The sequence below is a fragment of the Pseudonocardia halophobica genome, from assembly GCF_027922425.1.
GTDB classification, from domain to species: Bacteria; Actinomycetota; Actinomycetes; order Mycobacteriales; family Pseudonocardiaceae; genus Pseudonocardia; species Pseudonocardia halophobica.
On record NZ_BSFQ01000025.1, the window covers coordinates 97,085 to 108,709 of the forward strand.

Annotated in this window: 9 protein-coding genes; 3 read left to right on the plus strand and 6 right to left on the minus strand. The window is 75.9% G+C overall.

What is annotated here, in order from left to right; all coding sequences use genetic code 11:
* Positions 1-547: 547 nt before the first annotated feature.
* The gene (locus tag PKE99_RS24930; RefSeq protein ID WP_037049952.1) at positions 548-1,789 is read right to left on the minus strand and encodes a cytochrome P450; all 1,242 of its coding nucleotides are present in this window, start codon (positions 1,787-1,789) and stop codon (positions 548-550) included.
* Positions 1,790-1,918: 129 nt separating this feature from the next.
* Between PKE99_RS24930 and PKE99_RS24935 the strand changes: the two genes are divergently transcribed.
* On the plus strand, positions 1,919-2,554 hold the full coding sequence (locus tag PKE99_RS24935; RefSeq protein ID WP_037049954.1) for a TetR/AcrR family transcriptional regulator: 636 nt from the start codon (positions 1,919-1,921) through the stop codon (positions 2,552-2,554).
* Positions 2,555-2,643: 89 nt separating this feature from the next.
* The gene (gene couO / locus PKE99_RS24940) at positions 2,644-3,507 is read left to right on the plus strand and encodes a 4-hydroxyphenyl-beta-ketoacyl-CoA hydrolase (RefSeq protein ID WP_037049956.1); all 864 of its coding nucleotides are present in this window, start codon (positions 2,644-2,646) and stop codon (positions 3,505-3,507) included.
* Here the strand turns inward: couO and PKE99_RS24945 are convergent, their stop codons facing one another.
* From PKE99_RS24945 to PKE99_RS24955, 3 genes are all read right to left on the minus strand, one after another.
* Complete coding sequence (locus PKE99_RS24945) at positions 3,508-4,608, minus strand: amidohydrolase family protein (RefSeq protein WP_306470754.1); 1,101 nt, start codon at positions 4,606-4,608, stop codon at positions 3,508-3,510.
* The gene (locus PKE99_RS24950) at positions 4,605-5,993 is read right to left on the minus strand and encodes a type I glutamate--ammonia ligase (RefSeq protein WP_081924526.1); all 1,389 of its coding nucleotides are present in this window, start codon (positions 5,991-5,993) and stop codon (positions 4,605-4,607) included. Before PKE99_RS24950 ends, PKE99_RS24945 begins: the two co-directional genes overlap by 4 nt.
* 124 nt (positions 5,994-6,117) lie before the next feature.
* On the minus strand, positions 6,118-7,164 hold the full coding sequence (locus PKE99_RS24955; RefSeq protein WP_037049958.1) for a class I SAM-dependent methyltransferase: 1,047 nt from the start codon (positions 7,162-7,164) through the stop codon (positions 6,118-6,120).
* Between the two features lie 139 nt (positions 7,165-7,303).
* Here PKE99_RS24955 and PKE99_RS24960 point away from each other — a divergent pair, with 139 nt between their 5' ends.
* Entirely contained in the window at positions 7,304-10,141 is a 2,838-nt protein-coding gene (locus PKE99_RS24960; protein WP_051737915.1) for an AfsR/SARP family transcriptional regulator, read from the plus strand.
* Here PKE99_RS24960 and PKE99_RS24965 read toward each other — a convergent pair.
* Both PKE99_RS24965 and PKE99_RS24970 read right to left on the minus strand, forming a co-directional pair.
* A complete protein-coding gene (locus PKE99_RS24965) occupies positions 10,102-10,845 on the minus strand; it encodes a PIG-L deacetylase family protein (protein ID WP_037049960.1) in 744 nt (247 codons plus the stop codon). The genes PKE99_RS24960 and PKE99_RS24965 overlap by 40 nt on opposite strands.
* Positions 10,842-11,625: MFS transporter (locus tag PKE99_RS24970; protein WP_271214922.1), on the minus strand; the 784-nt coding region annotated here is incomplete at its 5' end. The genes PKE99_RS24965 and PKE99_RS24970, both read right to left, overlap by 4 nt.

Genomic DNA, 11,625 nt, shown 5'->3' on the forward strand with positions numbered 1-11,625 from the left:
AGTTCTGTCGGCTCCCCGGTCGCAGGTGGCGATCACGGCCCTGATCATGATCACCATTTGGGACATTTGTCGGCCGTAGGTGGCTGTGTGCGGTCCGGGACGGCGATCACGGACAGAGGTGGTCAAGCTGACGGCGGCACGACCGCTTGATGAACGTCGTCAGGGGCCACTCGCCGCCTGGTATGGCCGGTGTCGGTCTCGACCGGCGATCATGAGCGGCGGTGATGGCCCACGCCATGGATCGTGATCATCGCTTCCGATTGTCTGGCGTCTGTTCTGGCGGCTCCGTGGTCGTAAGAACGATCATGGAAACTGCGCTGTGATCACCGTTCGAGACATCCGCGGCCACATGTGGCCGTCTACGGTCTCGATCAGCGATCATGGGCATAGGCGAGCCCGCTGTGGGCCCGCGCCGCGCCATGATCGCCGTCTCGGACCGCTCGCCGCCGCGTGCGGCCGGGTCCGGTCCCGACCGGCGATCTTGAGTTCCCTACGCGACCGCCGGCCGTCGACACTCCGGCGGCTGGCGGGTCGTCTCAGGCGGGCGTCACCAGGTCACGGGCAGCTCGGTGACCCCGCCGGTGATGTGGTCGGTGCGGACGTCGATGTCGTCGAGGGTGGCGGTCAGGCGCAGGCCGGGCAGTCGGCGGGCGAGGGTGGCGAAGACCGTCCGCAGTTCTACGCGGGCGAGGCTCGCGCCGATGCAGAAGTGGGCGCCGTGCCCGAAGCCGAGGTGGGAGTGCTCGGCCCGGTCGGGGTCGAAGGTCTCGGCGTCGGCGAAGGCCTCGGGGTCGCGGTTCGCGGCGTTGATCGAGAGGATCACGGCGTCGCCGCGCCGGATGGTCACGCCCGCGACGTCGAGGTCGGTGTGGGCGTACCGGAGCAGGCCGAGGTCGCCGGGCGCGCCGAGCCGCATGATCTCCTCGACCGTGGCGTTGACCCGGCCGTCCGGGTCGGTGACGAGGTGGTCCCAGTGCTCGCGCCGGGTGAGCAGGAACAGGGTGCCGAGCCCGATCCGGTTGACGGTGGTCTCGTGGCCGGCGAAGAGCAGGCCGACGGAGAGCCGGATCATCTCCTCGTGGTCGAAGGCCTCGTCGGCGGCCTGGGCCTGCACGAGGTCGGAGATGACGTCCTCGGTCGGGTGCGCGCGCTTGGCCTCGGCCAGCCCGGCCATGTACCGCCCGAACTCGGCGCGGGCGCGGTGCGCGTCGCCGTCCTCGGAGTAGGTGGCCATGCGGTCCGACAGCGACCGGAAGTGCTCGCGGTCCTCCTCCGGGACGCCGAGGAGCCGGCAGATCACCGCGACGGGCAATGGGAGCGCGAGCGCGGTGTGCAGGTCGACGGCCTCGCCGGCCTCGTGCGCGGCGACCATGCGGTCGACGTAGCCGTCGACGAGCTCCTGGACGTGGTCGCCCAGCCGCAGCATCCGCTTCGCGGAGAAGGCCGGCGTGAGCAGTCGTCGCATCCGGGTGTGGTCGGCCTGCTCGGTCTCGTAGGAGCCGGTCGGCCCGTCCTGGACGGCGGCGTGGGAGATGCGGGCCGCGCGCTCGGGCTCCGGGTGCGAGCGGCCGAGGCGCTTGTCCCCGAGCAGCTCGCGCACCTCGTCGAACCGGGTGACCAGCCACGCGGGGTCGCCGGCGGGGGTGGTGACGGCCGCGACCGGGGCCTCGCGGCGCAGCACCTCGTACAGCGGGGCGAGCTCGAGGATGTTGGGGCGGGTGAAGGGCAGCCGGCGGTCGGGGCGGTCGCGCTCGGTGTGGTCCGTGGTGGGCGGGGCGACTGCGGTCATGACTCTCCTTCCGAAAGGGCGCACCCCCGACCGTACGATTTTCTGGCAGTGTCTGCCAATTAAAGGACGACCGGGACGAGCCGGACACCGCCCGTAGGCTGGCCGCTCCGCGACGGAACCGGAGGGCGCATGGAGGTGACGGAGCCGCGCACCCGTCGGGGCCGGCCGCCGGTCAGTGAGGAGCGCCGCCGTGCGCAGCGCCTGGAGATCTCCCGGCATGCGGTCCGGCTGTTCCGGGCGCAAGGCGTGGCGACGACGTCCGGCGAGCAGATCGCGCGGGCCGCGGGCGTCTCGGAGCGCACCCTGTGGCGCTCGTTCCGCAGCAAGGAGAGCTGCGTGGAGCCGCTGCTCTCGCAGTCCCTGGAGGCCTTCCAGGCCGTGCTCCGCACCTGGCCGCGCGGCGTCGCGCTCGCCGATCACCTGCGCGAGCGGTACACGGTGGTGCCGGAGGACTCGCGCGCGGACCTCGACGCCGTGCTCGCCGTGGTCCACCTGACGCGCGACGAGCCCGCCCTCCGTGCCGTCTGGCTGGTGCTGCACGAGCGGGCCGAGACGGCCATCGCCGCCGCGCTCGCCGCGCGGTTCGATCTGCCGCCCCACTCGCTGGAGGTGCGGGCGCGGGCCGCGGTGGTCAACGCGGCGCTGCGGGTGGCGACGGACGACCTGGCCCGGGCCGCGGCCGAGGAGGGCGCCGACGTGGTGCAGCGACACCGCGGACTGGTGGCCGAGGTCCTCCGCCTGGTCGATCGGCCCGACGCGCGATGACCGGTCGGGGTGCACCGACCGGGGCTCCCGCTATCTCAGGAAGCTTGATACGGTGCCGTGGCGCACCGAAGCGGAACCCCGGAGGACACGTGAACATCGACCGGCTGGTCGCGATCGACGTGCACACCCACGTCGAGCAGGACGGACACGGCTGCTTCTCGCTGGACCAGGAGCTGATGGACGCCTCGGCGCAGTACTTCCGCGCCGACCAGGACCGCACGCCGACCGTCGCGGCGATCGCGGAGCACTACCGCGAGCGCGACATGGCCGCCGTGGTGTTCACCGTCGACGCGGCCTCGGGTACCGGGCACCCGGCGTTGTCCAGCGAGGAGATCCTCGACGGCGCCGCCGAGTTCCCGGACGTGCTGATCCCGTTCGGCTCGGTGGACCCGCACGCCGGCAAGGCGGCCGTCACGCGGATCCGCACGCTCGTCGAGCGCGGTGCCCGCGGGTTCAAGTTCCACCCGTCGCTGCAGGCCTTCGAGCCCAACGACCCGAGGTACTACCCGCTGTACGAGGCGATCGCCGAGGCCGGCGTGCCGGCGCTGTTCCACACCGGGCAGACCGGGATCGGAGCGGGCCTGCCGGGCGGGCACGGGATCAAGCTGCGGTACTCCGCCCCGATGCTGCTCGACGACGTCGCCGCGGACTTCCCCGACCTCACGATCGTGATGGCGCACCCGTCCGTGCCGTGGCAGGACGAGGCCATCTCGATCGCCACGCACAAGGCCAACGTGTTCATCGACCTGTCCGGCTGGCGGCCGAAGTACTTCCCGCCGCAGCTGGTGCGGGCGGCGAACACCATGCTGCGGGGGAAGGTGCTGTTCGGCTCGGACTTCCCGGTCATCACCCCGGACCGGTGGCTCGCCGACTTCGCGGACCTGGAGATCAAGGACGACGTCCGGGCGCTGATCCTCAAGGACAACGCCGTGCGGGTCCTCGGGCTCGGCTGATCACGGCACCCGGTAGAGGGCGCGGGCGTTCCCGCCGGCGATCATCGCGGCGATCCGCCGCACCTCGTCCTCGGCGGCCTGGTCCTCGGCGACCCAGCCGCCCAGCACCCGGGCGGCGGCGCGGCGGAAGGCGCGGGCCGCGACCAGGTACAGCTCGGGCAGCCCGAAGGCGTCGGAGGAGTAGAGGAGCCTGCCGAACGGGGCGAGCTCCAGCGCCTCGGCGAGCACCTCGGCCGCGCGGTGCCCGACGTAGGTGGAGGCCAGCCCGACGTCGAACCACACGTGCGGGAACACCTGGGCCAGCCAGGCCGCCTCGCGGTGGTACGGGTAGCAGTGCAGCAGCACGATCGGCGTGCCCGTGCCCGCCGTGGCCCGGCAGAAGTCCGTGAGCAGCACCGGATTCGCCCGGTGCAGGTCCTCGTCCGGGTCGCCGAAGCCGGTGTGCAGCTGCACCGGCAGGCCGCGGTCCACACCGCACCACAGCGCGTGCCGCAGCAGGACCGGATCGGCGAGGCGGCCGCCGGTGCGCGACCACTCCGCGGCGGCGGCCGCGACCTCGGCCGGTGCGGGGCGGCCCGGCGGAACGTCGAAGCCGTGCCGGTAGGCCAGGATCGACTTGCACGCGACCGCGCCCGCGGTGCGCCGGGCGAGCTCCTCGACGAGCGCGTCGGCGTAGTCGGCCGGGCGCACTCCCGACCGCGCGACGTCCTCGGCCACGGCCTCCAGCCGCACGACCTCGGCGACGGGCGCGCCCGCGGCCGTGGACAGCCCGTCGAGCCCGAGCAGGTCGGCGGCCCGTAGGCCGTGGTCGACGAGCAGGGCGTCCGAGCCGGTGGCGGCGAGCAGCCGACGGGTCGCCACGGGCGCGCCGAGCTCCCGTCGGCGGGCCAGGTAGTCCGCCGGCGGGGCGTGCCGCGGGAGGTCGAGGACCGGGGCGCACTCGCGGCGCACCGCGAGGCCGAGCATCGAGTCCCACGGGTCGCCGGCAGGCGCGGGCGCCTCGGTGAGCAGCGCACCGAACGCGGCGGCGTCGAGCTCGTCGGTGACCACGCTGTGGCAGTGATGGTCGACGAGCCGCAGCTCCTCGGCCCAGGCGGTCACCACCGCCACCGGGTGGCGGCGATGATCTCCGCGGCGGTCCGGCCGGCGAAGGTGTCGGCCTCCGCCCGGCGCACGGCGAGCAGCGTCTCGGTGAGCGCCGGGCCGAAGGCCCCGGTCAGGGCCGGCTCGGCCTCGAACGCCGCGACGGCGGTGGCGAGGTCGGTGGGCAGGCGCTCCACGCCGAGCCGGGCGCGCTCGTCGTCGGGCAGGCCGGCGGGGTCCGCGTGCACCGGCTCCGGCAGGGTGTCGCCCTCGTCCAGGCCGGCCAGCCCGGCCGCGAGCACGCCCGCGATCACGAGGTACGGGTTGGCGGCCTGGTCGAAGCACTTGACCTCGACGTTGGCCGCGGTCGTCTCCTCGCCGTGGGAGCCGGTGACCAGCCGGACCGCGGCCTCCCGGTTCTCCCGGCCCCAGCAGGCGTAGGCCCCCGCCCAGTGCGAGGGCAGCAGCCGCAGGTAGCTCGCGACGCTGGGGGCGCCGACGGCCAGCAGCGCGGGCAGCCGGTCCAGGATCCCGGCGGTGAACGCCTCGGCCTCGGGGGTCAGCCCGAACCGGCCGTCTCCCCCGGAGAAGACGTTGCGCCCGTCGCGGTCGAGGGAGACGTGCAGGTGGCCGCCGTTGCCGACGCCGGGGTCCGCGACGCTCGGTGCGAAGGAGACCGCGAGACCGTGCCGGGCGGCGACCGCGCGGATCGTGGTGCGCACGAGGACGGCGGTGTCGGCGGCCGCGACGGGCGGCTCCGGCGCGACCGACAGCTCGAACTGGCTCGGCGTGTACTCCGGGTGGAACTGCCGGACGTCGACACCCTCGGCGGCGAGCGCGCGGAGCAGGTCGACGCCGTAGTCCGACAGCTCGACCAGCCGGGTCATGCCGTACGCCGGGCCGGTCGCGGCGGGCTCCGGCTCGCCGTCCGCGGCCCGGTACACCACCCACTCGACCTCGAAGGCGGCCCGCGCTGTCAGTCCCGCGTCGGCCAGGCGGTCGACCGTCCGGGCGGCGAGGAGCCGTGCGCAGCCGGGGTGCGGCCCGCCCTCCTGGGTCCACCGGTCCGCGGGCGCCCAGGCCCACCCGGGCTGGGCGGCGAGGGCGACGAGCCGGTCCAGGTCGGGGAGGAGCCGCAGATCCCCGGTCGGGTTCGCCACCGTGGTGGCGGCGATCGAGTCGTCGACGCCGAACGCGTCGAACACCGGGGTGGCACCGACGCCCCACGCCGCCGCGTGCTCGAACGCCGCCAGCGGCACGCCCTTGGCCCGGGTGATGCCGGCGGTGTCGACGAAGGTCAGCGCGATCGCGGCGATCCGTTCGGCGGCCATCCGCTCGACGAGGCTGCGCGCCCGCGCGGCCCGCTCCTCGCGCCCGGCGGCGTCCAGCTGTGCGGTGTCCATGCCCGACGATCGTGCCAGCTCGGGGTCGGCGGCCGGGAGGTCCGGCCGCCGCCCCGTCGTCCCCCGGGGCCGGATCGGCCGGATCTCAGGAGCGGATCTCAGGGCCGGATCTCAGGGCCGGATCTCAGGGCCGGATCTCGTAGACCGCGTTGAACGCCGTCTCGGCGGCCTTGCGGAACCGGGTGAAGCCGGCCTCCGCCGCGATCTGCCGGATCGGGAACTCGCCCGCCTGCGCGCCGAGGGCGTAGCCCCCGGGCTGGGAGAGCGCGTTGGGTACGCAGAGGAACGTCGAGCCGCTGTAGTAAAGCCGGCCGACCGGGTGGAGGTTGTCCGTGACGGTGTCGCCCGCAGCCGGCTCGACGACCATCCAGGTCCCGTCCGGTGCCAGCGCCTCCCGGACCCGGCGGGCGGCCCCGACCGGATCGCCCATGTCGTGCAGGCAGTCGAACATCGCGACCAGGTCGTACCCGGTGCCGGTGAACTCCTGCGCGGAGGCGACCTCGAAGGTCACCCGGTCGGCCACGCCGGCGTCGGCGGTCCGCTTGCGCGCCTCGACGACCGACTCCGCGTGGTAGTCCGAGCCGGCGAACGTGCTGCGCGGGAAGGCCTTCGCCATCAGCAGCGCGGACTCGCCGAGCCCGCAGCCGACGTCGGCGACGCGGGCACCGGCCTCCAGCTTCGCCTGCACGCCGTCGAGCGCGGGGATCCAGTTCTGCACCAGCTCCGCGACGTATCCGGAGCGGTAGAAGGCGGCGCAACCGTGGAAGACGTCCTCGTCGTGCGCGTCCCAGGGCACCCCGGTTCCGGTGCGGAAGCTCTCCGCGATCTTCTCGTCGGCCCGCAGATAACCCAGCACCAGCCGGTACGCCGCGGAGATGTTCGGCCCGTCCGGGTCGACGAGGCAGTAGGCCTGCTCCTCGGTCAGCGAGAACTCGCCGGTCCGGGGCTCGTAGGTGATGTAGCCGCCCGCGGCCTGCCCGCGCAGCCACTCGGTGAGCGGACGCTCGTGGCACCCGGTGCGCGCGGCGAAGGCCGCGGGTGTGGCCGGGCCGTCGGCCAGCGCCGTGTAGAGGCCGAGGCGGTTGCCGACCGCGACCGATCCGGCGGCGCCCGTGGCGCCGATCTCGGTGACGAAACGCCCGAGGAACTCGGCCACCGTGTCCTGATCCATCCCTGCTCCTTCCGTCCGCCCGGCTCGGGTGCCGGTCGACGACGACCGTGCGCCCCCGGGCTTGCACGGGCCTGGCTCCGGCTGTCCGGGCGCTGACAGCACTCCCGCCGCCCGGGCATGCTGTCGGCGGAGGTGGGGGATGGGCGGCGTGCGCGTCGAGGTGCTCGGGCCGTTGCGCCTGCTCGTCGACGGGACGCCGGTCGAGGTCCCCGGCCCGAAACGCCGCGCCGCGCTCGCCCTCCTCGCGCTGGCCGGGGGCCGCACCGTGCCGGTCGACCACCTGCTCGACGCCCTGTGGCCCGGCGGCGTCCCCGACTCCGGCCGGCAGGCCCTGCACACGCACGTCTCGCGGCTGCGCACGCTGCTCGGTCCGGCGGCCGACCGGCTGCGGACCCTGCAGGACGGGTACCGGCTCGAGCTGGCGGCCGACGAGCTGGATCTCGCGCAGGCCCGGGCGCTGCTGGCCCGGACGAGGGGCCTCGACGACCCGGCGGCCGCTCTTCCGCTGCTGCGACAGGCGCACGCACTGTGGCGCGGCCCCGTCCTCGCGGACCTGACCGACGTCCCGCCGATCGCCGTGGCCGTCGAGGAGCAGGAGCGGCTGCGTCAGGAGGTGACGGACGCGCTGGTCGGCCGGGCCGTGGAGGCGGGCGACGGCGCCGGCGTCCTGGGACAGGCGGCGGCGGCTCACGCGGCCGACCCGCTCCGCGAGCCGGGCGCGGTGCTGCTGATGCGGGCGCTCGCCGCGAGCGGACAGCCGGCCAAGGCGCTGCGGGTGGGCCGGGAGTTCCGGCGGATGCTGGCCGACGAGACCGGGCTCGACCCGTCACCGGCGCTCGGCGAGGTCGAGCGGGCCGTCGCGGCCGGGGCGGCCGGGCCCGCTCCCGCCGCGCCCGGACGCCCGACGCCGGCGACCCGGCTGATCGGCCGCGAGGAGCAGGTGAGCGCGTTGCACCGGCTGCTCTCCGAGGAGCGGCTGGTGACCGTGGTGGGTCCGGGCGGGGTGGGCAAGACCCGGGTCGCGCTGGAGGTCGCCGGCCGCGGTGAGGCGCCCGTGGTGCTGCTGGCTCCGGTCACCGATCCCGCCGGCCTGCCGCACGCCCTCGCGTCCGCCCTCGACCTGGTGGTCTCCCGCGGCGACGTCCTGGCCTCCTGCCTGGCACTGCTCGGCGACCGGCCCGGCCTGCTCGTCGTCGACAACTGCGAGCACCTCCTCGCCGGCGCGCGCGAGCTCGTCGAGGCCCTCCTCGCGGCCTGCCCGCGGCTGTCCGTGCTGGCCACGAGCCGGGAGCCGCTGGGACTGGCCGCCGAGTACACCTACCGGCTGGCCCCGCTGCCGGTGCCGCAGCCCGGCGGCGAGGTGGCTGCATCGGCGTCGGTCGCGGTGTTCCTCGAGCGGGCCCGCCGCGCCCGGCCCGGGCCGCCGCCCGGGCCGGCGGAGCTGCGGCTGGTCGCGGACATCGTGCGCCGGCTCGACGGGCTGCCGCTGGCGATCGAGCTCGCCGCGGGCCGGCTGTCCAGCCTGTCGCTGGCCGACCTGCACGCCCGGCTCGACCGCTCGCTCGACCTGCTCGGCGGTGCGCGGACCGGCGACGCCCGGCACCGCACCCTGCGCGCGACGATCGAGTGGTCGTACCAGCTGCTCACCGACGACGAGCAGCGGCTGTTCCGCCATCTCGCGCTGTTCGCCGACGGGGCGGACCTCGACACCGCCGAGCAGCTGGCCGCCGACCTCGGCCTCGGCGGGGACCCCGGCGGCCTGCTGGCCCGGCTCGTCGACGCCTCGCTGCTCGACGCCGACTTCGCCGACGGGACCCGGTACCGGATGCTGGAGACGTTGCGCGCCTTCGGCTCCGACCGGTTGGCCGCGGCCGGCGAGGTGCCCGCGGCCGAGGCGCTCCTGGTGCGCTGGGCGGTCGGGCTGACCGAGCGGATCCGGGCGGGGCTCGACGGCGCGGACGAGGCCGAGGCGGACGCGACCCTGCGCCGCGAGATCGCGAACCTCCGTGTGGCCTGGCGGCTCGCCCGACGGCGCGCGGATCTCGACTCCGCGGCGGCGATCGTGGTCGCCCTGTTCGAGGCGATCGGCTACCGCGACCTCGTCGAGCTGCGGGGGTGGGCCGAGGAGCTCGCGGCCGATCCGGCGCTGGCCGCACACCCCCGCGCGGCCGCGGTGCTGGGCGTCGCGGCGGAGGCGGTCTACCACCGCGGCGACGCGGCCGGCGCGGAGCGGCTCGCGCGGACCGGCCTCAAGCGTGGCCCGGACCCGGACGACGCCTGGTACGGCCGGATGGCGCTGGCCGTCGTGGCCCTGGCCCGCGGTGAGTTCGAGGCGACGGCCGAGCACGCGCTGGCCGCGGTCGCGGCCGTCGGGGAGCACCGGGAGTGCCTCGGGATCGCGGCCCTCGCCGCCGCGTACGGGGGCGACCTCGACACGGCCCGCGAGCTCAACGGGCGGGGCACGGCGGCCGCGGTGTCCCCGTCGATGCGCTCGTGGGCGGCCTACGTCGCCGGGGAGATCGAGGGCCTGGCCGGCGACCTCGAGGCGGCCGAGGCCCACTACCGAACGGCGCTGCGCCTGGCCCGCGGCGTCGGCGCGACGTTCCTGGCCGGCGTGGCCAGCGTCGGGCTGCTCGCGGTACTGGCCCGGGCCGGCCGGGTGCACGACGCCCTCCGCGGCTACACCCGGGTCGTCGACGGCTTCGCGCGCACCGGCAACTGGACCCACCTCTGGACCACCCTGCGCAACCTCGCCGACCTGCTGCGCACCCTCGGCGACGACCGGACGGCGGCCCTGATCGACGCCGCCGCCGACCTCGCCCCCGACGCGCCCGCCGTCGCCGGGGCCCGGCCCGTTCCGTCGCCCGACGGGCCGGTGCCCGACCGGACGGAGATCCTCCGGCTGGCCCGCGAGGCCGTCACCCGCGCGGACCGGGTTCAGGCGGCCACCAGCGGCGCCCGCTCCGCCTCGAGGTAGGACTCCTCGCTCACCCAGGCCGTGTACCGCTCCCGGCCCAGCGCCTCGATCAGCCCCGCGGTCTGGGTCGTCTGCGCCGCCAGCGCGCGGACCTTGCGCGCGGCGACCACGGGCGGCAGCGCCAGGTCGATGCTGAGCCGGTCCTGCTCGACGACCAGCGGGTACCCGGGCTCGTACACGCCGAGCTCGGCGTCGACCCCGGCCCACCGCCGGGCGTGCCGCGCGGGCACGGCGGCGTGCAGCAGCCGGGTGTGGGGCGGCGCGGCCCGCTCGACGGCGGCGCTCGTCCACGCGGACACGGTCCGGTGGTCGGAGTGCCCGGTGATCCCGTCGGGTCCGAAGGTCAGCACGGTGTCCGGGCGGACCTCCTCGACGATCCCGGCGAGCCGGGCGATCGCGACCTCCGCGTCCGCATCGGCGCACTCCCCGTCCCGGTAGTCGAGGAACCGGTGCTCGCGCACGCCGAGGATCCCCAGGCAGTGGGCCAGTTCGCCGGTGCGCTCCTCGGCCAGCCGGTCCGGCGGCCAGGTCTGCGGGTCGGAGGTCCCGCGCTCGCCGCGGGTGGCGGTCACGCAGACCACCCGCTGCCCGTGCGCGCGGGCCAGTGCCATGAGGCCGCCGGACAGGTAGGCCTCGTCGTCGGGGTGGGCCCAGATCCCCAGGACGGTGCCCAGCTCGGCGACGCGATCCGCGGTGGTGATCATGATCGGTCCCTTCTGATCAGGAGCAGGTGCAGGAGCAGGCCGGCGCCGCAGCAGGCCGCGACGACGAGCCGGACCGCGTCCGCGCCCCCGTCGGGGGCGTCGAGCGCGAGGCCGCCGAGCAGTGTGCCGGCGGCGAAACCGAGGTGGACGGCCGTGCCGTTGAGGGCCAGCACGACCGGCAGCGGGCCGGCGGCCAGCCCGGCCAGCCGGTGCTGCTGGCCAGGGATGCACGCCCAGGCCGCGGCACCCCAGCCGACGGCCGCGAGGAGCAGCCCGAGGATGCCCGGGTCGGCCGTGACGGCGACGACTGCCGCCGCCAGCCCGACGGCGGCGACGGCCACCACGCGAGGGCCGCCCCAGCGGTCGGCGGCGACGCCGCCACACCACGTCCCGAGCACCCCGCCGACGCCCATGGCCGCGAGCACCGGCCCCGGCCCGCCCGTCAGCAGGACGTCGAGGTGCGCGTGCACCGCCTGCGAGCCGGCCATGAGCAGCGCCGACACGCCCAGGACGCCGACGACCGCCGGCGACCGCAGGGGCCGCAACCGCTCGCGGGCCGTCGTCCGCGGGAGGTCCGCGGCGCCGGCTCCGGCGTGCCACAGCCCGGCCGCGGCGCCCATGGCGAGCACCGCGACCAGCGCGAACGCGGCGCGCCACGAGGACACGTCGGCGAGGACGACCCCCAACGGCGCCCCCAGGACCATCGCGAGCGACGACCCGGCGGGCACGACCGCCGCCGCACGCCCCCGCCGCCCTGGTGGCACCGCGGCCAGGGCGGCC